This is a genomic window from Buchnera aphidicola str. G002 (Myzus persicae) (assembly GCF_000521565.1).
GTDB classification, from domain to species: Bacteria; Pseudomonadota; Gammaproteobacteria; order Enterobacterales; family Enterobacteriaceae; genus Buchnera; species Buchnera aphidicola_C.
Genome location: NZ_CP002701.1, coordinates 88,013 through 113,232, shown reverse-complemented (window position 1 = coordinate 113,232; position 25,220 = coordinate 88,013). Strand labels below are relative to the sequence as shown.

General features: G+C 25.6%; 20 protein-coding genes and 1 other RNA gene. 5 read left to right on the top strand and 16 right to left on the bottom strand.

Annotated features, from left to right (window positions below):
- Positions 1–82: 82 nt before the first annotated feature.
- From gndA to smrB, 10 genes are all read right to left on the bottom strand, one after another.
- A complete protein-coding gene (gndA, locus tag BUMPG002_RS00535; protein ID WP_025368754.1) occupies positions 83–1,495 on the bottom strand; it encodes an NADP-dependent phosphogluconate dehydrogenase in 1,413 nt (470 codons plus the stop codon).
- A gap of 350 nt (positions 1,496–1,845) precedes the next feature.
- Positions 1,846–2,487: a bifunctional phosphoribosyl-AMP cyclohydrolase/phosphoribosyl-ATP diphosphatase HisIE gene (gene hisIE, locus BUMPG002_RS00530; protein WP_025368753.1), complete on the bottom strand. Its 642-nt coding sequence runs from the start codon at positions 2,485–2,487 to the stop codon at positions 1,846–1,848.
- Positions 2,481–3,257: an imidazole glycerol phosphate synthase subunit HisF gene (gene hisF / locus BUMPG002_RS00525; RefSeq protein ID WP_025368752.1), complete on the bottom strand. Its 777-nt coding sequence runs from the start codon at positions 3,255–3,257 to the stop codon at positions 2,481–2,483. Before hisF ends, hisIE begins: the two co-directional genes overlap by 7 nt.
- The gene (gene hisA, locus BUMPG002_RS00520) at positions 3,236–3,976 is read right to left on the bottom strand and encodes a 1-(5-phosphoribosyl)-5-[(5-phosphoribosylamino)methylideneamino]imidazole-4-carboxamide isomerase (protein WP_025368751.1); all 741 of its coding nucleotides are present in this window, start codon (positions 3,974–3,976) and stop codon (positions 3,236–3,238) included. The genes hisF and hisA overlap by 22 nt, the downstream gene beginning before the upstream one ends.
- 4 nt (positions 3,977–3,980) lie before the next feature.
- Positions 3,981–4,571, bottom strand: coding sequence for an imidazole glycerol phosphate synthase subunit HisH (hisH, locus tag BUMPG002_RS00515; protein ID WP_025368750.1), 591 nt, complete (start codon positions 4,569–4,571; stop codon positions 3,981–3,983).
- Entirely contained in the window at positions 4,571–5,632 is a 1,062-nt protein-coding gene (gene hisB, locus BUMPG002_RS00510; RefSeq protein ID WP_025368749.1) for a bifunctional histidinol-phosphatase/imidazoleglycerol-phosphate dehydratase HisB, read from the bottom strand. The genes hisH and hisB overlap by 1 nt, the downstream gene beginning before the upstream one ends.
- 13 nt (positions 5,633–5,645) lie before the next feature.
- A complete protein-coding gene (hisC, locus tag BUMPG002_RS00505) occupies positions 5,646–6,731 on the bottom strand; it encodes a histidinol-phosphate transaminase (RefSeq protein WP_025384565.1) in 1,086 nt (361 codons plus the stop codon).
- Complete coding sequence (hisD, locus tag BUMPG002_RS00500; protein ID WP_025368747.1) at positions 6,728–8,032, bottom strand: histidinol dehydrogenase; 1,305 nt, start codon at positions 8,030–8,032, stop codon at positions 6,728–6,730. The genes hisC and hisD overlap by 4 nt, the downstream gene beginning before the upstream one ends.
- Positions 8,033–8,038: 6 nt before the next feature.
- Positions 8,039–8,938, bottom strand: a complete 900-nt coding sequence (gene hisG, locus BUMPG002_RS00495) for an ATP phosphoribosyltransferase (protein ID WP_025368746.1) — start codon at positions 8,936–8,938, stop codon at positions 8,039–8,041.
- 283 nt (positions 8,939–9,221) lie between these two features.
- A complete protein-coding gene (gene smrB / locus BUMPG002_RS00490) occupies positions 9,222–9,755 on the bottom strand; it encodes an endonuclease SmrB (RefSeq protein WP_025368745.1) in 534 nt (177 codons plus the stop codon).
- Between the two features lie 256 nt (positions 9,756–10,011).
- Here smrB and aroC point away from each other — a divergent pair, with 256 nt between their 5' ends.
- Positions 10,012–11,076 (top strand): chorismate synthase, encoded by a 1,065-nt coding sequence (gene aroC / locus BUMPG002_RS00485; RefSeq protein WP_025368744.1) that lies wholly within the window; start codon positions 10,012–10,014, stop codon positions 11,074–11,076.
- Between the two features lie 620 nt (positions 11,077–11,696).
- A complete protein-coding gene (gene dapA / locus BUMPG002_RS00480) occupies positions 11,697–12,581 on the top strand; it encodes a 4-hydroxy-tetrahydrodipicolinate synthase (RefSeq protein WP_025404217.1) in 885 nt (294 codons plus the stop codon).
- Between the two features lie 393 nt (positions 12,582–12,974).
- Here the strand turns inward: dapA and dapE are convergent, their stop codons facing one another.
- The 4 genes from dapE to BUMPG002_RS00460 all read right to left on the bottom strand — a co-directional run bounded on the left by dapE (position 12,975) and on the right by BUMPG002_RS00460 (position 18,463).
- Complete coding sequence (gene dapE, locus BUMPG002_RS00475; RefSeq protein ID WP_025368742.1) at positions 12,975–14,105, bottom strand: succinyl-diaminopimelate desuccinylase; 1,131 nt, start codon at positions 14,103–14,105, stop codon at positions 12,975–12,977.
- Between the two features lie 102 nt (positions 14,106–14,207).
- Positions 14,208–16,205, bottom strand: coding sequence for a transketolase (gene tkt / locus BUMPG002_RS00470; protein ID WP_025368741.1), 1,998 nt, complete (start codon positions 16,203–16,205; stop codon positions 14,208–14,210).
- Between the two features lie 48 nt (positions 16,206–16,253).
- Positions 16,254–17,204, bottom strand: coding sequence for a transaldolase (gene tal, locus BUMPG002_RS00465; RefSeq protein ID WP_025368740.1), 951 nt, complete (start codon positions 17,202–17,204; stop codon positions 16,254–16,256).
- Positions 17,205–17,236: 32 nt separating this feature from the next.
- On the bottom strand, positions 17,237–18,463 hold the full coding sequence (locus tag BUMPG002_RS00460) for a beta-ketoacyl synthase N-terminal-like domain-containing protein (RefSeq protein ID WP_025368739.1): 1,227 nt from the start codon (positions 18,461–18,463) through the stop codon (positions 17,237–17,239).
- 111 nt (positions 18,464–18,574) lie between these two features.
- Here BUMPG002_RS00460 and rsmI point away from each other — a divergent pair, with 111 nt between their 5' ends.
- Together rsmI and rnpB are read left to right on the top strand one after the other, a co-directional pair.
- The gene (gene rsmI / locus BUMPG002_RS00455; RefSeq protein ID WP_044006123.1) at positions 18,575–19,435 is read left to right on the top strand and encodes a 16S rRNA (cytidine(1402)-2'-O)-methyltransferase; all 861 of its coding nucleotides are present in this window, start codon (positions 18,575–18,577) and stop codon (positions 19,433–19,435) included.
- A 20-nt stretch (positions 19,436–19,455) separates the two neighbouring features.
- Positions 19,456–19,842: RNase P RNA component class A (rnpB, locus tag BUMPG002_RS03160), an RNA gene on the top strand.
- Positions 19,843–19,937: 95 nt separating this feature from the next.
- Here the strand turns inward: rnpB and pmbA are convergent.
- The gene (pmbA, locus tag BUMPG002_RS00450; RefSeq protein ID WP_025384564.1) at positions 19,938–21,278 is read right to left on the bottom strand and encodes a metalloprotease PmbA; all 1,341 of its coding nucleotides are present in this window, start codon (positions 21,276–21,278) and stop codon (positions 19,938–19,940) included.
- Positions 21,279–21,497: 219 nt separating this feature from the next.
- Here pmbA and ppa point away from each other — a divergent pair, with 219 nt between their 5' ends.
- Positions 21,498–22,037, top strand: coding sequence for an inorganic diphosphatase (gene ppa, locus BUMPG002_RS00445; protein ID WP_025368736.1), 540 nt, complete (start codon positions 21,498–21,500; stop codon positions 22,035–22,037).
- A 25-nt stretch (positions 22,038–22,062) separates the two neighbouring features.
- On the opposite strand, the gene BUMPG002_RS00440 is transcribed toward ppa, so the two are convergent.
- Entirely contained in the window at positions 22,063–24,969 is a 2,907-nt protein-coding gene (locus BUMPG002_RS00440; RefSeq protein WP_025384563.1) for a hypothetical protein, read from the bottom strand.
- Positions 24,970–25,220 lie beyond the last annotated feature (251 nt).

The following is a 25,220-nucleotide window of genomic DNA, read 5'->3' as shown; positions in this document are numbered from 1 at the left end:
ATTTTTTTAATAATCGAGCGATATAAATGAGATTATAAGTATAATAACGATATGAATTATTTCAATATCATTAAGATTACTGTCATTTTTTAATAGCCCAATTAGTATGAAAATAACCTTCTTCATCAATTCTTTGATAAGTATGTGAACCAAAATAATCTCTTTGAGCTTGGATAAGATTAGCTGGTAAATTTAAGCTACGATAAGTATCATAATAAGATATAGCTGAAGAAAAAGTAGGAATAGGAATTCCATATTTTATTGCATAAATAACAATTTTACGTAGTGATTTTTCATATTTATTAGCTATTTTTGAAAAATAAGGTGTTAATAATAAATTAACTATATCTTTATTATTAGAATATTCTTCTGTTATTTTTTGTAAAAAATTAGCTCGGATAATACAACCAGATCTAAAAATTTTAGCAATTTCACCATATTTTAAATTCCAAGAATATTTTTCTGAAGCTTTTTTTAATTGGGAAAAACCTTGTGCGTAAGAAATTATTTTCCCTAAATATAAAGCACGTCTAATTTCTTCAGTAAAATTATCTTTATCTTTAATTAACTCTTCTATTATAGGTCCTTTTAATATTTTCGATGCTACTGTTCGTTGTTTTTTAAGAGAAGATAAATAACGTGAAAAAACAGATTCAGTTATTAACGAAAGAGGTTCTCGAAGTTCTAAAGCATTTTGACTTATCCATTTACCAGTACCTTTGTCTTCTGCAACATCTAAAATGAAATCTATTAAATATTTGTTATTTCTATCTTTTTCAAGAAAAATATCTTTTGTTATCTCAATTAAATAACTATTTAATTCACCTTTATTCCATTTAGAAAATATATCTGATAATTCTTTATTGTTCATACGTAATAAATATTTTAATAAAAAATATGCTTCTGAAATTAATTGCATGTCACCATATTCAATACCATTATGAACCATTTTAACATAATGCCCTGCTCCATTTGGACCAATATAACTTACACATGGATCATCTTGAAACTTGGCTGATATTTTTTTCAACATTGGAAAAACAAGTTCATATGCTTCTTTTTGACCGCCAGGCATAATTGAGGGACCATGTAATGCTCCTAATTCACCCCCAGACACTCCCATTCCAATAAAATTAATTCCGTATTGAGATAATTCATCATTTCGTCGAATAGTATCTTTATAAAAAGTATTTCCTGCATCAATTAATATGTCTTCTTTTTCTAAATAAGGTATAATTGATTTAATAGTATCATCAGTTGCTTGACCTGATTTCACCATCAATAAAATACATCTAGGTTTAATTAATGAGTTAACAAAATCTTTTATAGTAAAATATGGAAAAATATTTTTTCCTTTATTTTGATTAATTACATCTTTTGTTATAGAAGATGTTCTATTAAATATAGACACAGTATAATTTCTACTTTCAATGTTTAATGCTAAATTTCGCCCCATTACTGCCATTCCCACAACACCAATTTGTTGTTTTGACATTTTTCTCTCCAACTAAAAAATATACTAAAAACATTTCTAAATTAATATTCTTTATTTACTCTCTTACACAATAAATGATATTATGACTATTTTCAATTTTTCATTTAGCAAAATAAAATTTAAAAAATAGTTTTTCTATCAATTTAAATACAGATAAATGTTTTTTATATTTGTGTTTGACATTTAAATAAAAAAAATTTACTTGTATGTTAATCTAATAAATTTTTTTAAAAAATAAAGATGATTGATTATAAGATATATGTGTTTAATATTATTGAATTTTTTTTGAAATTGAAACACTATAAATTTATTCTTTGAATAACGAGTGTCTTATTTAATTAAAATAATAATTAAATTAATTGAGAGTCAGTTGATAATTTTTTAATATTTCTTTTTTGCAAATTATCAAGAATAATATTTAAATTTAAATTTTGATCATGTAATAAAACAATAAAATGATAAAGTAAATCTGAAGATTCATTAATTATTTCTAATTTCTCTTTTTTCATCACTGCTAAAATTGTTTCTATAGCTTCTTCACCTACTTTTTGTGCTATTCGACTAGTTCCTGATTTATATAATTCAGATGTATAAGAATTATTTTTATATATTTTTTTTCTCTTTTTTATAATATTTTCTAATTCAACAAGAAAAGTCATATTAGATTTCTTTAAAAGAAAACAACTTGAATTCCCTAAATGACAGGTTTTTCCTAATGGTTCAACTAAAATTAATAATGTATCATAATCACAGTCTGTAGTTATTTCAATTACTTTTAAATAATTTCCTGATTCTTCTCCTTTAGTCCATAAACGTTTTTTAGTACGAGAATAAAATGTAACTAAACCATTTTTTTGAGTTTTTAATAATGCTTCTTTATTCATATACCCATGCATCAAAATTTTATTTGAAAAAAAATTTTGTATTATTACTGGTATCATACCATCAGTTTTAAGCCAATTTAGATTTAATAAATCTTGTGATGTTAACACGTTCTGATCTCCATTCCTTTTTGAATTAAAAAATCTTTTAATTTTTTGATATTTACTAAATTTTTATGAAAAACAGAAGCAGCTAAAACACCATCTACATTAGATTTATAGAATGCATCATAAAAATGTTTTATTTTTCCAGCACCTCCTGAAGCAATTAATGGAACTTTACAAATATCTCTTATTTGACTCAGTTGTATAAGATCATAACCTTTTTGTAATCCATCTTGATTCATCATATTTAAAACAATTTCACCTGCTCCTTTTTCTTGAACCTTTTTAATCCATTCAAATGTTTTCCAGTTAGTCTGATAGGTTTTATTAACATCTCCTGTATATTGTTGTACCATATAGCATTTTTTTTCTTCATCAAACCAAGAATCAATTCCTACTACCATACATTGAACACCAAAACGTTCTGAAATTTTAGTGATTAAATTCGGATTTATTAAAGCTGAAGAATTAATTGATATTTTATCTGCACCACTAGATAAAATATTTTTTGCGTCTTCTACACTTTTAATTCCTCCAGCAACACAAAAAGGAATATTTATCACTTTAGCAACTTTTTCTATCCAGTTTCGATTAACTAATGTATTTTTTGTGGCAGCAGTAATATCATAAAAAACTAATTCATCTATGCCATCATCTGCATAACGTTGAGCAAGAGGGATTATATTACCCATGATTTGATGATTTTTAAATTGAACGCCTTTTACTACTACACCGTCACTAACATCTAAACATGCTATGATCCGTTTTGCCAACATTTTAAGGCCTCTTCTATTCTAAATTTTTTCTCCAGTAAACTGCGACCAATAATCACACTTGTAATTTTAGTTTTTCTTAAAGAAATAATATCTTGCAATGTTCCTATGCCTCCAGAGGCTTGAAATTTTATATGTTGAAAAGAATTCGAAATTTCTTTGTATAATTCAATGTTAGGACCTAGCAATGTTCCATCTTTAGATATATCAGTACATAATACATGTTTTAATCCATATGGTGAGAAATATTCAATAATTTGTTCTAAAGTAATCTTTGATTTTTCTCGCCAACCGTTAATACATATTACTTTATTATTATAGCTGTCAATATTTACATCTAATGCTAAAACAATTGCATCTGACCCATATATTTTAAGCCATTTTTTTACTTCAACTTTATTATTTATAATAGAAGATCCAATAACTATCCTTTTAGCTCCTAAATCTAAAAACATATTAATATCTTCTACACTTCTTATACCACCTCCTATTTGCAATGGAATAGTAGTATAAGATAATATATTTTTAAATAATTTTAATTGTCTATTTTTACTATTTCTAGCTCCGTCTAAATCTACTAAGTGAATAATTTTAACTCCTTTTAATTTATATTCTTCTAAATAACGTTTTAGATTTACATCATATTTTTTTTTATTAGAATAATCACCTTGATACAAACGCACTGCTTGACCATTAATAAAATCAAACGCAGGTATAATCATTAAATTACATCTCCAAAAAATTTTTTAACAATTGAGATCCTACATGACCAGACTTTTCCGGATGAAATTGGACACCAAAAAAATTATTTTTTTGTATCACTGAACTAAAATTTATACCATAATCTGTAGTAGATAATGTATATTGATTAATAGGTACAATATAACTGTGGACAAAATAAAATCTAGAATTATTTGATATTTTTTCAAATAAAGGATGAAATGTATCAAATGCAATTTGATTCCATCCAATATGTGGTAGCGGTAAGTTATTAGTTTTTAAACGTAGGACAGCTGTTGGAATTATACCAATAGTTTTAACTCCCTGACATTCTTCACTAAAATTACAAAGAAGTTGCATTCCTAAACATATTCCTAAAATTGGTTTCTTAAAGTCTCTAATAATATTAATTAGTTTTTTTTCAGATAATACTTTCATAACTGCAGAAGCAGTACCGACTCCAGGTAAAAAAATTTTTTTAGACTTTGATAGTATAGAAGGTTGAGAAGTTATTATAGAATTATAACCTAATCTTTTAATTGCTACTTGAATCGAAGTTAAATTAGCACAGCCAGTATCTACTATTACTATATCCATTATAAAATCCCTTTAGAAGTAGGTAACATATTTCCTTCAATTTTAATAGCTTGACGTAATGCACGCCCAAAAACTTTAAATATACTTTCAGCACAATGATGATCATTTGTACCTTCTGAAAATAAATGCAATGTTATTTTCATAGAATAACAAAGAGAATAAAAAAAATGTTCTATCATATTCGTACTAAGATCACCAACCATTTTATGCTTGAAATTTGCTTGAAATTTTAAATATGGACGATTAGATATATCTATAATGCAATTTGCTCTACTCTCATCCATAGGCAGATAGAAACCAAATCTAGACAAACCTTTTTTTTGACCTAAAGACTCTAATAAAGCTTCTCCTAATACAATTCCTATATCTTCTACTGTATGATGATCATCAATATGCAGATCACCTTTAGCTACAATATGCATACAAATGCCACTATGAATTGATAATTGTTCTAACATATGATCAAAAAATTTTATACCAGTGTTAATTTTACTATGTTCTTCTAAATCTAACCATACTTGCACATTTATTTTAGTTTCTTTTGTTTCTCTAAAAATTTCTGAATATCGATTTTTTTTAATTATTTCTTTTTCTATATGAATCCAATTAAATGTATTTTCTTTATATTTGATACCTGTTACTTGAATTTTTTTAGCCATTTCTAAATCTGTATCTCTATCCCCAATAACATAACTATGTTTGAGATCGATTTTATTCAACCATGGTTCTATCATTTTTGTCTTTGGTTTGCGACATTCACAATTATCTTCCAAAAAATGAGGGCAAATTAATACATCTTCAAATATTATGCCCTCGTTACGGAAAATATTTAACATAAAAGAATGAGGTATATTAAAATTTACCCAAGGAAATTTTTCACTACCTAGTCCATCTTGATTTGTAATCATAATTAATTTATAGTTCAATTGTATTAATTTAAACAATGAAGAAATTACATTTTTTTTGAAAACTAGTTTAGTAATTTCATCCACTTGACAATCTTTAATAGGTTCGTCTATTAATGTGCCGTCACGATCAATAAATAATATTTTTTCTTTCATTAATACCTCTTTTTTAAAAATGAAATTTTTTAGAAAAAAATTGAATCTCTTCAATCAAACGCTCACATTCCATACGTGTTCCTATAGATATTCTCAAACACTGATTCAAATTAATTTTATCACTTTGATTTCTTACAATAATACCTTGCTCCCATAAAGTACAAAATACTTTTTCAAACATAAAAAATTGTACCAATATATAATTAGCACTACTATCAAAAATTTTTTTTACACAACTTATCTTCTTTAATTTATTAACTAACCAAGTACGATTGGCGTTTAGATCTGACACTCTACTTTTCATAGTTTTAATAGCATCTTTTTCTAAAGCTTGAATAGCTATATCAGAAACAGGTACAGGAATGGGATAAGGGCTAATTACTTTGTTTAAAATATCAATAACATCTTTTCTTGCTAAAGTAAAACCACATCTTATTCCTGCTAAAGCAAAAGCTTTTGATAATGTTCTCAAAATAATTAAATTAGGATAATCTTTTAAATAGAAAGACATACTTTCTTGAGGAAAAAATTCAATATAAGCTTCGTCTATAATAATTAAAGCAGTACCTAAAGTTATTTTTAACAAAAATAAAAGATCTTTTTTAAAAACAACGTTACCGGTGGGATTGTTAGGATTGCAAATATATATTAACTTTACTTTATCTAAATTCAATTTAATATTTAATATATCTAATTGCCAACTATTTTTAATAGTAGGAACTTCTTTTACTTCCACTCCATATATTTTTGCATTTATGCGATACATATCATAAGTAGGAGGACAATAAATAATTGCATCTTTTCCTGGTTCACAAAAAGCTTTAATTAATAATTCGATCCCTTCATCTGCACCTCTTGTAACTAAAATTTGATCATTACATAAATTAGAATAATTTGCATAAGCAGATATTAAATTAAGTGGCTGACATTCTGGATAACGATTAAATGATTTTTTTTTTAATTTAAAAAGAACAGATATTGGTGATTCATTTGCATTTAACCATATGTCACCATGTTCTCCTCCTATGCGTCTTGCAGATTGATAGGGTTTTAATTTTTGTATATTAATCCTAGCTAATTTAAGCATATTATCTATCATATTTTCTCCTTTAAAAAATCTATTCGAACTTTTACAGCATTTTTATGGCCTTCTAGTTTTTCTGAAGAAGATAAAATTTGAACAGTATTAGATAGTTCTATTAATCCCTTTGAACTAAGTTCTTGAATAAGTATACGTTTTTGAAAATCAGATAATCCTAAAGCAGAATGAGTAGTTGATTTTCCGTATGTTGGTAAAACATGATTTGTTCCAGACGCATAATCACCTACAGATTCAGGAGACCATGGACCTAAAAAAACAGAACTAGCATTAAAAATATGATCTAGTATTTTCCTAGGTGATTCTGTTTGAATAATTAAATGCTCGGGTGCATATTTATTTGATATTTGAACACATTGCAATACATTTTTAGCAACAATAATAGCGCTATTTTTTAATGACATTAATAGCTCTTGTAATCTAGGTATTTTTTTTAACTGTTCATTAACAGAAATAATAACTCTTTGTGCTAAATCTTCAGATGGTGTTAATAAAATTACTTGAGAAGATACACCATGCTCCGCTTGTGATAATAGATCTGCCGCAATAAAATCTGGATTAGCAAGGTGATCTGCAATTACTAATAATTCTGAAGGTCCTGCTAACATATCTATTGCTGGTCCACCAAAAAGAGAACTAACTTGTAGTTTTGCTTCTGTTACATAAGCATTTCCTGGTCCAAAAATTTTATCTACTTTAGAAATAGTTTGTGTACCAAAAGCAAGTGCTGCTACAGCTTGAGCACCTCCAATTTGAAAAATTTTTTTAACACCACAAATATGAGCTGTATAAAGTACTTCATTGCTAATAGGAGGTGGAGAACAAAGAACAATTTCTTTACAACCAGCAATTTTAGCTGGTATAGCAAGCATTAAAACAGTTGAAAACAAAGGTGCTGTTCCACCAGGAATATAAATTCCTATAGAATTTAAAGGCAAATGAATTTGCTGACAACGCACTCCAATTTGAGTTTCAAGATCTATTTTATATGGTATCTGAGCCTGATGAAAACTTGTAATATTTTTTTTTGCAACTAAAATGGCATCTTTTAATTCTTGACTAATACTATTAGAAGCATCAAAAATTTTTTTTTCAAGTACTTGAAATTGATTTATTTTGTATTTATCAAATATAAAAGTATATTTCTTTAGAGCTTCATCACCTATTTTTTTAACCTCTTCTATAATATCTTGAACAATCTTTTTGATCTTATTATCTTTTGATACAGGTCTTAATAATATTTTTTTTTGAGTATTAGAATCTAATTTATTCCAATATATAATTTTTTTAAAAAATTCCACTATTTTTTACTCCATCATCTTTTCAATCGGTAATACTAAAATTGAACTAGCTCCTAAAGATTTTAATTTTTCCATTGTTTCCCAAAATAGTGTTTCACTGCTTACCATATGCATTGCTACGCGATTATTATCACCGGCTAATTTTAAAACAGTTGGTCTTTCCGCTCCACGTAATAAAGATATTACTTCTTCTAATTTATTTACAGGAGCATGCAACATAATGTATTTAGATTCACGCGCTTTAATTACACCTTTAATGCGTGTCATCAATTTATTAATAACTTCTTTCTTTATATCATTAATATCTCCACTCTTGCAAATAAGACATGCATGCGAACGATATACTACCTGTACTTCACGTAAACCGTTTGCTTCTAATGTTGCTCCCGTTGAAACCAAATCACAAATAGCATCAGCTAAACCTGCTCTTGGTGCAACTTCTACTGAACCATTTAACATACATGATTTAAATGAAACATTTTTTTTATCTAGGTATTTTTTTAGCAAATGAGGATATGAAGTAGCAATTCTAATATTTCTGAAACATCTTATATCAGAATATACAGTACTAACTGGTAAAGCTAAAGATAACCTACAAATCCCAAAATCAAGTCGTCTTAAAGTGACATAAGAATATTCTGATTTTTGAGATATGCGATTTAATAATTCTTCTTCAAGAACATTTTCTCCGACGATTCCAAGATCTACTACACCATCCATTACTAATCCAGGAATATCATCGTCACGTACTAACATCACATCAATAGGCATATTTTCAGCAAAAGCTATTAATTTTTGCTGTTTTAAATTAATCTTAATTCCACAAGATGTCAGTAATTTTATAGAATCACTGCTTAAACGACCAGTTTTTTGCATCGCTATACGTACACGATTATTATCAAACATATTTCAAATTCCTTAAAAATTTTTCATATATTATGAAAAATAAAAAAACCCAAAAAATACGGGTTTTTAAAAAAAATTTTTCTATTTTAATTAGAAAACTTATTATATAACATATGAACTATCAATGATGTTATCGTAAAATTTAAATATAATAAATAAAAATTATTCATAAAATTCTTGATAAATACTAAAAAATATGCTTCATCAAATTTACAATAATAAAATCATTAATTTTATTAAAGTAATAAAAGCATCTTTACTTGAAATATTTATGTTTTTAAAATTAAGAGTTAATTTCAATGATGGCTATAATTGCAGCATCGCTTCCAAAAAATTTAGGAGCTTCATGAAAAGCTATGATATCTGGATGTTGAGATAACCAAAAAGGTGTCTGTTGTTTTAAAATATGTTTACCATATCCATGCATGATATGTGCACAAAAAAATTTTTCTTTTTGACATGTTGTAATTAACTCACCTAATGCTTTTTGTGCTTCATATTGTGTTAATCCATGTAAATCAAGAGAAATATCTGGATTATATTTTCCTTTTTTTAAATTTTTTAAAATATTATACGAATTTTTATGACGAACATAAGAAACTGGATCATCTTTAAATAAATCTTTTTTATTTCTACAAGAAAAATAATGACTATGAGCATCTTGTTCAAAAACTATACGCTTATATACTATGTTAGTATTATCTTTTTTATCAATTCTAGAATGGAAAATAGTATCTTGCACTATTTCGCGAGTACCATTTAACCATTGACGAAATAAAATACTAGAATTAATAGTACATCCGCTATTTTTATTCATAGTTATTTTTACCAATAAAATTAATAAATGTAAAACATACATTTTTTGATTTAAATTTTTTATTATTTTTTTCTAATAATTATATAATTTAGTTTTTATAAAAACAACAAATAAAAAATGATAAATGAGTAAATTTTTATAGATTAATTTTTATTAAAATTCTATTTATTTTAATTTTTAAAAAATAAAAAAGCATTTTTGTGTATTTATTCTGTATAGTTATATTATTTCACTTTGATAAGATAGAAGAATATAAATGTCTGGAAATACAATTGGTAAAATATTCTGTGTAACTACTTTTGGTGAATCACACGGTAAAGCATTAGGATGTATAATTGATGGAACACCACCAGGTCTACAAATTTCTAAAGAAGACATACAATACGATTTAAATCGTAGACGACCGGGAACTTCTCGTTACACAACTCCACGTCGTGAATTAGATGAAATTAATATACTTTCTGGAGTTTTCAATGGTGTTACAACGGGGACAAGTATTGGTTTAATAATTCATAATAGCGATCAACGTTCAGAAGACTATAGCGTCATAAAAAATTTATTTAGACCAGGCCATGCTGACTACACTTATGAAAAAAAATATGGAATTAGAGATTATCGTGGAGGAGGAAGATCTTCCGCTCGAGAAACCACTATGCGGGTTGCTGCAGGTGCAATTGCAAAAAAATATCTTAATCAAACATATGGTATAACCGTACGAGCATATTTATCATCTATTGGTAATATAGAATGTTTATTTCAATCTTGGGAAGAAGTAGAAAAAAATCCTTTTTTCTGTCCTAATTCTAAACAAGTTCCAGAACTTGAAAATATGATGAAAGTTTTAAAAAAAACAGGAGATTCTATTGGAGCTAAAATAACTATTATAGCTGAAAATGTCCCTATAGGATTAGGAGAACCAGTTTTTGATCGCCTTGATGCTGACTTAGCACATGCTATAATGAGTATCAATGCAGTAAAAGGAATTGAAATTGGCGATGGATTTTTAGTAGTCAATCAAAAAGGAAGCGAACATCGTGATGAAATGACATCAAAGGGATTCTTAAGTAATCATTGTGGAGGTATTTTAGGTGGTATTAGTAATGGTGAAAAAATTATTTTACAAGCAGCATTTAAACCAACATCAAGTATTAAGAAAGAAGGTAAAACAATAAATGATAAAAACGAAACTGCACCAATTATTGTCAGAGGTCGACATGATCCATGTGTAGGATTACGTGCTGTACCGATAACTGAAGCAATGGTTGCTATTATATTAATGGATCACCTATTAAGATTTCGAGCTCAATGTGGTAAAAAATAGTTGTTTTTAAAATATTTTTAATAATAGTAATGCTACTAAATTATATATTATTTAGTAGCTTCTTGAATAAAAAAATTTCTGATATAAAATTAGTGTGATGCAAAACATAATATTTTAATAATATATTTATCATTTATGAATAAATTGATTTTTAATTTTTTCTCTAAAGATAAAATTCTCTCAATGTGATTAAAAACTAATAATCAAAATTTATATATTTTTATTATTACAAAACTCTATATTATCTCTCATATTATAAACATTATTATACGCATAATAAAAAAAACAGTTTTTTACGATAAAAATATGCTAATTTTATAATAAAATTAGGGACTAAAAATAAGACGACAATAGTTCTATTTATAAATATGTTCATTATATAATGTATTCTTTATAAGAATAAATGAGATCAGAAATTTTATTTATTTTTTTACAAATTCATCAAATATATTTTTTATAATATAAAGTTATTCATAATGTATGATAGATATTATATCCTATAATACTTTTATATTTAAAATGAAATAATTTTTTAAAATATTACATTCATAATTTTGATATACTTTATTGTAGATATATATCAAAACATACCATAAAGTAATTTTTATGGAGGCAAACTAATGTTCACAGGAAGTATCGTTGCACTAATCACACCCATGGACGAAAAAGGTCAGATTTGTCGTACCAGTTTAAAAAAATTGATCAATTACCATATTTGCAATGAAACTAGAGCTATTGTTTCCATTGGAACAACCGGAGAATCTGCAACACTAAGTCAAGAAGAACATATAAATATTGTTATGATGACCTTGGAATTAGCTGACCAACGTATTCCAATTATTGCAGGAACAGGCGCAAATGCTACAACAGAAGCTATATCTTTAACAAAGAGATTTGAAAAATCTGGAATTTCAGGATGTTTAACAGTTACTCCATATTATAATAAACCAACACAAGAAGGATTATATCAACACTTTAAAGCTATTTCAGAAAATACTGAATTACCACAGATTTTATATAATGTTCCTAGTCGTACTGGATGTGATTTACTTCCAGAAACAGTAGCTAAACTATCTAAATTTCAAAATATTATAGGAATAAAAGAAGCAACTGGTGATTTATCTAGAATCAATAAAATCAAAGAACTAGTCAAAAAAAATTTTCTATTAATTAGCGGAGATGATGCAACAGCATTAGATTTTATGCAATTAGGTGGTCAAGGTGTTATTTCAGTAACAGCTAATATTGCTGCAAAAGAAATGATGCAAATCTGTTCCTATGCATTAAAAGGAGACTTTATAAATGCTAGAACTATAAATAAACGTTTGATGTTATTACATGAAGCATTGTTTATAGAACCTAATCCTATTCCAGTTAAATGGTTAGCCAAAAAAATTGGATTAATAAAAAATGATACACTTAGATTACCGTTAACTCCAATTTTAAATTCCACACGCTTACAACTTGAAAAAGCACTTCAATATGCTAATCTACAAAAATTATAAAACATATAAAAAAAAATTTTTAAAGTTATCATTATAACATTTCAAATTATTAATTTTTTTCTAATAACATCTTGTACCTTAGAAGATTTTAAAAAAAACAAGTTTTTTTTATTTGATGAAAAAGAAAATCAATTTAAAACATTAATAGTTCCAAAAGGTATTACTATCCCTGATCAAGACAAAAAATATAATATTCCCTATACAAAACAAGATTTACAAAGAGAAAATTATAATATATTTCCTCCTATATAAATAATTTTTAAAGAATAATAAAAAATATTGAATAATATTTTTCTATTAAATAAAGCATGATTAATGGTTATTAAGGCAGATTATCTTTATGATAATCTGCATTCATTATCATAACTACTGTCTAATTAAATTTTTAAAAAATTAAACGAATAGTTTTTTCATAACATCTTCATAAATAAGAGTTAATAATTGTAAATCAGCTATCTTTACACATTCATTCACTTTATGAATAGTACGATTAATTAATCCTAATTCTACTATTTCAGAACCCATCAATGAAATAAATCGACCATCAGAAGTGCCACCTGAAGTAGACAAAATAGGTTTTATTTTATTAAAATGTACAATCGACTTTATAACTGTATCTAATAATACACCTGTTTTAGTAATAAACGGTTGACCTGAAAGATACCATTTTATAGAATAATTTATATTATTTTGATTCAATATTTTTTGAATTTTAGATTTAATCTCTATGTCAGACACTTCAGTACTGAACCGAATATTAAATTGAACAAATAAAGACCCCGGAATAATATTATTAGTTCCATCTCCTGCATGAATATTAGCAATATTAATAGTAGTTGGAGAAAAAAAATCATTTCCATGATCGAAACTAATAGATAATATCTTTAAAATAATAGGCAAGCCTTTATGTATAGGATTATCAGCTAACTCAGGATACGCAATATGACCTTGTACGCCGTGGATAGTTAAGTTAGCTGTGATAGAACCACGTCGACCATTCTTAATAACATCACCAACTTTGGTATTGCTAGATGGTTCTCCTATTAAACAATAATCAATTGTATAATTTTTAGACATTAAATACTCTACTACTTTCACAGTTCCATCAATAGCATTAGATTCTTCATCTGAAGTAATAAGAAAAGATAAACGTCCTACATGAAATGGGTATTTTTTAACAAATCTCTCAACTGCTACAATCATGGCAGCTAAGGCACCTTTCATATCTGAGGATCCTCGACCAAATAAAAATCCATTATTAATTATCGGTTCAAAAGGATCAGTATTCCAATCTTTTTTTAAACCAGGCGATACTACATCTGTATGCCCTGCAAATGTTAATGTCTTTCCAGTATTACCTCTTACAGCCCAAAAATTTTTTGTATCATTTATATTGATAATTTTAACTTTAAATCCAATTTTATTTAAACGTTCTATAATAATATCCTGACAACCTAAATCTTGCGGACTAATAGAAGGAATTCGAATGAGTTTTTGTGCTAATTTTGTTATTGAACAAATCATTTCTTTTCCTAATTTATTTTAATTTTATATATTTCACTTTTTTAAAAAAAATAAATGGGGCTTTTATAAAAAGCCCCATAACTATTCAAAAAATCATAATACTTAAGACTTTAGTAAATTTAAAGATCTACTTACTATATTGTCAATAGTAAAACCAAATTTTTCAAATAAATCTTCTGCTGGAGCTGATTCTCCAAAAGTTTTCATTCCAATAATTAAACCATTAATTCCCACATATTTATACCAGAAATCTTCTATACTAGCTTCAACAACAACTCTTTTAGTTACATAAGATGGTAATAGAAATTCTTTATAAGAATCGTCTTGTTGATCATAAACATTAGTAGAAGGCATTGAAATAACACGTACAGAATAACCTAAAGAAGCAATTTTTTTTGCAGCTAATAAAGTAATATTTAACTCTGAACCAGTTGATATAAAAATAATATCAAGTGTTTTTTTAGAATCATATAATATATATGCTCCATAATAAATTTCATCTAATTGTTTAGGTTCTCTGTCAAATTGAAATAGATTTTGGCGTGATAAAATCAATGCAGTTGGTCCGGATTTCTTTTCAATTGCATATTTCCAAGCCACTGCTGTTTCTACTTGATCACTAGGTCTCCATACATCTATATTTGGAGTCATACGTAAACTAGATAGTTGTTCTATTGGTTGATGCGTCGGACCATCTTCTCCTAATCCAATCGAATCATGCGTATATACAAAAATATGCTTAGTATTCATTAAAGCAGACATACGAACTGCATTACGTGCGTATTCAACAAAAATTAAGAATGTAGCAGTATATGGAATGAAACCTCCATGATGAGAAATACCATTTGCTATAGCTGTCATTCCAAATTCACGTACTCCATAATGAATATAATTTCCAGATGAATTATCAGTAATAGAAGAAGAATGAGAACATTTAGTTAAATTACTAGGTGATAAATCTGCTGATCCACCTATTAATTCAGGCAATATCTTACTAAATTCTTCTAATGAATTTTGTGAAGCTTGACGACTAGCAATATTTTTTGGGTTATCTTGTAAAAAATTAATATAATTATTTGTTTTTTCATGCCAATTAATAGGTAATTCTTTATTGATTCGTCTTAAATATTCAATTGATAAATCAGGATATTCAGATTGATATGAAGAAAATTTTTTATTCCATTTTTTTTCAAGTTCTAAACCTTTTTTTCTAAAATCCCATTTCTCATAAATTTTAGTTGGTATTTGAAAAGCAGGATATTTCCAATCTAATTTTTGTCTTGTTAAATTAATCTCTTTTTCTCCTAAAGGGGCACCATGTGATTCTGCAGTTCCTGACTTATTAGGAGAACCAAAACCAATAATAGTATTACAAATAATAATTGAAGGTTTATCTGTTATCAATTTTGCTTCTTCTATATTTTTTCTTATAGATTCTGCGTCATGACCATTAACATTATCTAATACGTGCCAATTATAAGATTTAAAACGTTGTACTGTATCATCTGTAAACCAATTAGATGTTTCTCCATCTATTGAAATACCATTTTTATCATAAAATATAATTAATTTACCGAGTTTTAAAGTTCCAGCTAAAGAACATACTTCATGAGAAATACCTTCCATCAAGCAACCATCGCCTACAAAAGCCCAAGTGTAATGATCAACTATATTATAGTTTGGTCGATTAAAATATGCACTTAAGGTTTTTTCTGCAACAGCCATACCAACAGCATTTGCTAATCCTTGTCCTAGTGGGCCAGTAGTTGTTTCAACACCAGGTGTTTCACCTGTTTCAGGATGTCCAGGAGTTTTTGAGTTGAGTTGTCTAAAATTTTTTAATTCTTGAATTGATAGATTATATCCGGTAAGATGTAATAAACTATACAACAACATAGAACCATGTCCATTAGAGAGTATAAAACGGTCACGGTTATTCCAATTAGGATTTTTTGGATTGTGTTGTAAAAAATCTCGCCACAAAACTTCAGCAATATCTGCCATTCCCATAGGCATACCAGGATGTCCAGATTTTGCATTCTGAACAGCATCTATACTTAACATTCTAATTGCATTAGCTAATTCTCTTCGTGAACACATATTTTTTCCTTGTAATTAAAATATAATTTTAAATTTATTTTTAAAAAATTATATTTTTTTTGAAAGTATTTTTTCTAAAGCCAACTGATCTTTTGCAAAATTTCTTATACCTTCTGATAATTTTTGAACAGCCATTACATCTTGATTATGGTCCCATCTAAATTCTTCTTCAGAAAGTTCTGAAGGAGGAGTTGAAAAAATACTAGGAGGAATAAGTTTTCTATCTACTATCTCATCATTAGATTCTAATTCTTTTAATAAAACAGGTGAAATAGTCAATCGATCACATCCAGACAAATTTAATATTTGTTGAATATTACGAAAGCTTGCTCCCATAATTATAGTTTTATAATTATGTTTTTTATAATAATCATATATTTTATAAACAGATTTAACACCAGGATCTCTTTCATTAGAAGAATTTGATATTAATTTTTGAGAAATATACCAATCATAAATGCGTCCAACAAAAGGTGAAATTAAAAATACATCTGATTCTGCACAAGCACGTGCTTGAGCAAAAGAAAATAAAAGAGTTAAATTACACAAAATATTATCTTTTTTAAGTTCTTCTGCTGCTTTTATGCATTCCCATGTAGCAGCTAATTTAATTAAAACTCTCTTTCTAGAAATTCCTTGTTCTTCATATAAATTAATTATTTTTTTTGCTTTTAAAATAGATTGTTCTTTACTAAATGATAAACGAGCATCAACTTCACTAGAAATATAACCTGGTATATATTTTAAAATTTCTACTCCAAGATCAACTAATATTTTATCACTAGCGTTAACAATCTGATCCCTATATAAACCACCTTTCTTTTTTGCATATTCTACTGCTTGATTAATAAAACATTCATTGAAACTATGATTTACTGCCTGTAAAATTAAGGACGGATTAGTCGTAGCATCTTCTGGCTTATACTTACAGATAGATTCAATATTACTAGTATCTGCAACAATAGTTGTAAATCTTTTTAATGAATTTAATTGATTCATATTTTATTCTCTTTATTTTCAATATAAAAATATTAATACTTTTGAAGTATTAACGATACATTAGTACCACCGAATCCAAAACTATTAGACATCGCTGTATTGATTGGAGTATTTATAGTTTTTTGAATAATATTCATATCTGCTGCATTAGGTTCTAATATTTGAATATTAATTGTTGGAGCGATGAAATTATATTTTAACATGAGTAATGTATAAATAATTTCATGTACTCCTGATGCGCCTAATGCATGACCTGTTATTGATTTTGTTGCTGAAATCATTGGTTTTTTTTCATTATGAAATACTTCTTTGATAGCTTGTAACTCTATTAAATCACCCATTTGAGTAGACGTACCATGTACATTAATATAATCAATAGATGTATTTTTTTCTTTTCTTGCTAAGTTCATACAACGAACTGCACCTTTTTCTGAAGGTAAAACCATATTTTCACCATCAGATGCTGTTCCGTATCCGATAATTTCAGCGTAAATACGCGCCGAACGAGATAAAGCAAAATTTAATTCTTCAAGAACTAATATACCTGCACCACCAGAAATAACAAAACCATCACGATTAATATCGTATACTCTTGATGCTGTTCTAGGAGTATTATTAAAATTAGAAGAAAGTACTCTCATGGTATCGAATGCACTAGCTAATTCTAAACTAATTTCATCACCTCCACCTGCAAAAATAAGATCTTGTTTACCAAATTTAATTAATTCAAATGCATTCCCAATACAATGAGCAGAAGTAGCACAAGCTGAACTTATTGAATAATTTACACCATGAATTTTAAATAAAGTAGATAAGCATGCTGATATTCCAGAAGGCATAGTTTTTATTGCAAAATAAGGATTCATAGAATTAAAAACACTCGTACTTCTTTTTTTAGATTTTACGCTAGATTGGTATACTTGATGTTTTAAAAAACTACATCCAGAACCAGCAATTAATCCTACACGAGGATTATTTTGATATTCTTTAGTTTTTATAGAAGCGTCTTTAATAGCTTGAATCATAGATAAAAATGAATAAATAGAAGCATCATTCATAAAACGAGTTATCTTATGAGTTAAAATATTTTTGTTTATTAACTTAATACTTCCATGAATTTGACTGTGTAAGCCTAACGCTTTCATTTCTTCTGAAAACACAATACCTGAAGTTCCATTATATAAAGAATTTAATACTTCTTTTTTATTGTTTCCAATGCTAGAAATAATACCTAAACCGGTAATAACTACTCGTCTCACTTATAATCCTTACAACTATAAAAAATTATGTATATAATTTAAATTTAATTTCATGAGAAAATAAATTTTTTATGATTATCACCTATATAAAAATATTTTATGGATAAAAAAATGCATACATTTTATAATGGTATTCTTTATATTGTACCAACTCCTATTGGTAATTTATCAGATATTACTCATAGAGCATTAGAAGTCTTAAAAAATGTTAATTTAATTGCAGCAGAAAATATTAGACATACTAATATTTTACTACAACATTTTAATATTAAAAACAATCTAACATCGATGAATAAAGATAATGAAAAAATAAAAAGTGATATTTTAATTAAAGAACTCCAAATAGGAAAAAAAATTGCTTTAGTTTCTAATGCAGGTACCCCAATCATCAATGATCCTGGCAGTATTTTAATCAAAAAATGTCATTTGTATAATATTAAAATTATTCCTCTTCCTGGAGCTTGTGCTGCTATTACAGCACTAAGTGCTTCTGGAATCACTAACAATCGTTTTTGCTATGAGGGTTTTCTTCCTACTAAAAAAACATTAAGATGCAATTTACTTCAATCTTTAAAAAAAGAAACACGCACCATTATTTTTTATGAAACTAAACATAGAATACTTGAAAGTATACAAGACATAATAGAACAAATAGATAAAAATAGACATATAGTAATAGCAAGAGAAATTACAAAAAAATGGGAATCCATTTTTGGAGCAACAGCAACTTTAATGTTTGAATGGCTTAAAAAAGATAAATATCGTTATAAAGGGGAAATGGTAATTATTATGGATGGCTTTAAAAAATTAAATACAACTGTTTTCTCAAAGAAAACATTAGATACTTTATTGATATTAAGAAATTTTTTTTCACTAAAACAATCAGTTTCAATTACTTCTAAAATACATAATGTTAGTAAGAACAATTTATATCAATATGCATTAAAAAATAAAAATGACAAAATTATTTAAATAATGTATTATTTATTTTTGAAGTTGACTAAACAGTCGCTGTTTAATTTTTTAAAAAAATTAAAAAGAGGAAAGTCCGGGCTCCATAGAGCAGGGTGCCAGATAACACCTGGAAAGCGTAAGCTTATGACTAGTGCAACAGAAAAAAAACCACCTATTTCTTTTTATAGTACTTAATGTAATTGAAATACGGCCAGGGTGAAAAGGTGTGGTAAGAGCACACCGCATAATTGGTAACAATTCATGGCATGGTAAACTTCCACCCGGAGCAAAGCCAAATATAGGAAAATTTTTTTGTATTGCTCGTACTATGTAAACCTGGGTAGGCTGCTTGAATTAGTAAGTGATTGCTAATCTAGATGAATGACTGTTTTAAACAGAACCCGGCTTATAGGTCAACTTCAATTAATAAAATTTTGTTAAAAAATTAATAATTTTACCGTAAAGGTAATAAATTTATTACCTTTAATAAATTCAGTAAAATTTTATCAAAAATAAAATATCAATTACCGGAAACTTGTATTTCAGATAATAGAACAGACCCACATTGTATATTATTACGTATATCCACATCATTACTAATATTAATAATATTATTCCACATACTTCTTAAATTTCCAGATATAGTTATTTCATGAACAGGATAGGCTATTTTACCATTTTGAATCCAAAATCCTATTGCTCCACGTGAATAATTTCCACTTACAATATCAACACCTTGACCCATTAATTCAGTTATTAATAAACCTTGATGCATTTTTTTCAATAGTTCTTCAAAAGATATATTGTTACTAGAAACTAACCAATTATGAATACCTCCAGAATTTCCTGTACTAGATAATTGAAGTTTACGACTATTATAACTATTTAAAAGCCAAGTTTGTAATATTCCATTTTGAATAATATATTTATTCTTTGTCTCTACTCCTTCACTATCAAAAGGTTTACTTCCTAATCCCTTTTTTAAATGAGGATTTTCTTCAATATTCAACCATTCAGGAAAAATTTTTTTCTTGAGATCATCGATTAAAAATGTAGATTTTTGATAAACATTATCTCCACTAATAGCACTCACTAGATGAGAAAAAAACATATGAGATATTTCTGATGAAAAAATAACAGGTGATTTCATAGTATGTATCTTACGTGCACCTAATCTAGATAAAACACGCGCAGCAGTTTTTTTACCTAATGTTTCTGATTTTTCTAAATCATCTATGTTTCTTGCAATAGAATAATTAAAATCTCTTTGCATCGAATGTTTATCTCTCGCAATCATACAATTATAGATAGAATAACGAGTAGATGTATATTTTCCCAACATGCCTAAACTATTTCCAAAAACATTTATAGTGATGTGACTATTAAAAAAACTACCTTCACTATTCACAATTCTTTTATCAAATTTAAAAGCTGCTTTTTCCGAAATTGTAGCTAATTTGATTGCATTTTCTACATTAAAAACCCAAGGATGAAATAAATCAAGATCTATAGTACGGTAGCACAATAATTTTATGTCCGGTAAACCGGAAAAAAAATCAGAAGAAGAATGTTTAGAAATGTCAAAAGCTATATTGAACATTTTTTTAATGCCATTTAAACTAAAATCTTTAGATGATACACTACCTTTAGAAAATTTGTTATATACTGTTAGAAAGAGCCCACCATCAGTATTAAATTCAACGTTTTCAACAATACTATTTCTAATATTAACACTGATACCTATTGTTTTTTTTACGGAAACCTCTATAGAGGTTGTTTTATTTTTAGCAAAATTTAATGTTTCTTTTACTGTATTTAAAAGAAAAGATTCTTCTTTCTCTATATCTTTAGCGAATTGCATATATAAATCCTTACAAAGATGTTTTTATATTTTTATAATATATTAAATAAAAAAAAATTAAAATAAATTACTTTATGCATAAAAAATAGATATAATTCTATTTTGAAATTAAAATTTATTTCATCAATGATGTTAATTCATTCATACTTAAAAAAATAATTTATATAATATAAAATTATATTAATTACGTAAATACTCATTATTAAGGACTTAATCTATATGAACTTAGACAAAATTATTGCAGGGGATAATATACCAAATGATATATACGTCATCATAGAAATTCCATCAAACTCATCTCCTATCAAATATGAAATGGATAAAAAATCTGGCATGCTATTTGTAGATCGTTTTATATCAACTCCAATGTTTTATCCTTGTAACTATGGATATATAAATCAAACATTGTCTTCAGATGGTGATCCTTTAGATGCATTAGTACCTTCTTATTATCCTATACAATCGAATTGTGTTATTCATTGTAAACCTATTGGAATGTTAAAAATGCATGACGAATCAGGAGAAGATGCTAAAATAATAGCAGTACCAAATAGTAAAATTTGTAAAGAATATGAAACAATAAATGATATATCAGATCTATCAACATTATTAAAAAAACAGATTTCACATTTCTTTCAAAATTACAAAAAATTAGAAAAAGAAAAATGGGTTAAAATTATAGGTTGGGGAAATCAAACTGATGCTAAATTAGAAATTAGTACTTCATATAATCGAGCAAAAAAAATACATGGTACTTAAAAAATATTTTATTTTTTAAATATAATTAAATCATAAAATTTTTTTCGTTAATTTTAAAATAAAAAAAAGAAAATTTTATATATCCTATTAAATCATATTTTTTAAGAAAATAATGTAAATTTAATTTAGAAGAAAATTGGAATTTTATTTTAGAAAAAGAAACTATTTCTACTTTTTTACTTTTAAATAAAAGATTCCATTGTATATGATTAGAATTACTTAATAATTTATTAAATGTAAATAATAAGTCACCTTTCTCCATTATAATTTCTTGATTAATTTTTATATGATCTAGCTTACCTAAGAAATAAGGAAAAAATAAACTTATATACCTTAATATATTATCACTCTTAATTAAAATGTTTTTAAAATTAACATTAGCTAATACTTGAGGACAATATAAAGATCCAAAAAATTTAATTTGACTATTAAATCTACCTTTTACTTGTTTAAACTTTGTAGTAAAAAGATTAATAAAAGAAAGAGGAAAATTAGATATTACAAATTTACCTTCTAATTTCTTTTGATTATAAAGGTCTAAAACATTTAACTGACCAGAAATATCTTGTTTTTCTAGAGAAGTAATAGATTTTTTTATGATCCATTTACTTTTTAAATCATTATGTATTAAATTTAAAGATAAATGTAAATAATCTATATTTTCATAAAATGTTAGTTCTTTATTTTTTCTTTCTAATTTAATATTCTGACTATTTAATAATATATTTCCATATGAAATATTTTTTCCTAATATCCATTTTAATTTTGTTTGAATAAATAGTTCACTTGTAAAATTTATAAAAGGTTTATTAAGTATATTTAAAAAAGATTTTTTTGTCTTGTATATCAAAGATGAAAAAAAATTTTCTACTTTTATTTTTTTTGTATAAAAATTATTTATTATACTATGTGAATTATAGAAATAAGAAAAAGGAACTTTTTTAGTAATGAATTTCCCCCAAAAAGTTTTAATATAAATTTTTTTTAAAAAACCATACCAGTGTCCTGTTTTATCATCAATGATACTATTCAACATGATATTCATATATAAAATAGGACTTTTAAATAAAAAGCAAAATTTTTGATTTTTATTATTCCAATTAGCGTAAATATGTAAGGAATTTATATAAAATTGAAAAAATTGAGCTTTCTTAATATCTAATAAAAAATTCCCTAAAAATTTATTTTTTATATTCATGTTAGAAAGTATTTTTATACTTTTTAAATATAAGTTATCTTTCCAATTTAAATTATTTACTGAAATTTGATTCATTATGACAGGATGCATATAATTTCCATATACATGTAATACAGATTCAATTTTACCTTTCAAATTAGGAAAAAAATAATCTAAATTATTAGCTAGAATAGATGAATAAATATTATTCTTTTTCCCTATGAAACCTTTTAAATATAGCTTATTTTTTCCTGCTAATAAATTTATTCCAGAAGTTTCTAAAACATTAAGATTTCTATAACATAGAGAACCTAATATAGATAATTTTTTTTGCATAAGCTTAGTATCTATACTTATTTTAGGAGCACATAAATTATATGTATTATTTATCGTTTTACCTATGATATTTGTTTTTCCTATTAATTCTAAAATATATGGATTATGTATAATATTTTTCGCTAATTCATTTTTTTTTTTATTAAAAATAGTACTTTTAAGAAGAGAAAAATTAATTTTTTTCAAAAAAATATTTTTTAAATTACCATTTCCATTAATATCAATAAAAATTGATGGCATATCACATATTTTAAAAATTTGTTGAAAAGATAAAGAATAGTTATCTATTTCTCCTGTTAAAATAGCTTTAAATTTTTTTATTTCTAGTGTTATATTTTTTTTTATAGAAAAAAATAAATTTTTACTAGTAAAATATATTTGAAACGGATGATTTAAATCATCTAAAAATATTTCACCATGTATATTAATTTTATATAAATTATTAAAAATTAACTGAAACATAAATTTATTATTTAGAAAAGATTTAAATGAAAAATTAATAACTTTTTTATAAAATTTAGGTATTAATATTTTATTTTTTATATTACATATAATAGTATCGTGACTAAAAATAATTTTCCCATAAGATTTAATACTTATAATATTATTATAAATTTTTATTTTTTTTATTTTTAAAATATTATCTTCTATTTTAGCTCGTAATTCTGCTGAAAAAAAATTAGATATTTTATGATCTATTAAATTTACGTTTTTACATTTTACAGAGATAAAATTAATATTAAATGGAATAAAAATGTTTGATTGAGTTGATAAAAAATGTAAAAAATTATTGATTTTATTTTTTTTATAAAGATAATCAAAATTTGATAAATTATTTTTTAAAAGATTTTCTTTTAGTGTGATATTCGATGATACTACATGAATAGTATCAATATTAGTGGGGAAAAAAGTAATATTATTATTAATTAATTTTACACCACCAAAAAAATTTGATAAGAGTATGTTTATGTTAGATGTTTTAATCAAAATTTTATCAGAATGTATTTTTTGAAAAATTACAGGATATTTAATAAATATATTTTGTTTTATAGTATCAAAAGATAATTTTTGTATTATAGAATGAGTAGATATATTTTCTTTTTTAAATAAAATCATTAAATTATTTGTCTCAATTTCCTTAAAAATTGTTGACACATTAAATAATGAAGGAATATCTAATATTATATGTATACTGTTAGCTTGAATAGAGACTTTGGAATTATTATAATTAATATTTTTTAATGTAAAATTACGCCAATTCCCTGATATTTCTTCTACTTTAAATCCTAAAAAAAGTCGATTAGTAAAGTTAAAAAATAATTTGAATCCCGTATTACTTTCTATAAATACAAAAAATATAATAATAACACTAGAAAAAAAAATCAAAGACTTAGATAAGTATCTCTGATATATACTCATAAAAATTGTCCTGATCTAATATTAGATTATCAAGTTAAAAAGTACTTTATGATAAATGAACTAATATTCAATATACATTATATAAAAATGATACTTTTTTATCTCTTTAAATAGTATATATGAATTATTATTATGAAAATTAATAATTAATTTTATCAAATTAGCAAATATCAAACAGCTATTATAGTTTTTTATAATATGTTAAAATATTTTTTATATAAAAATCATCTTGGTATTATTTGTTAATTTAA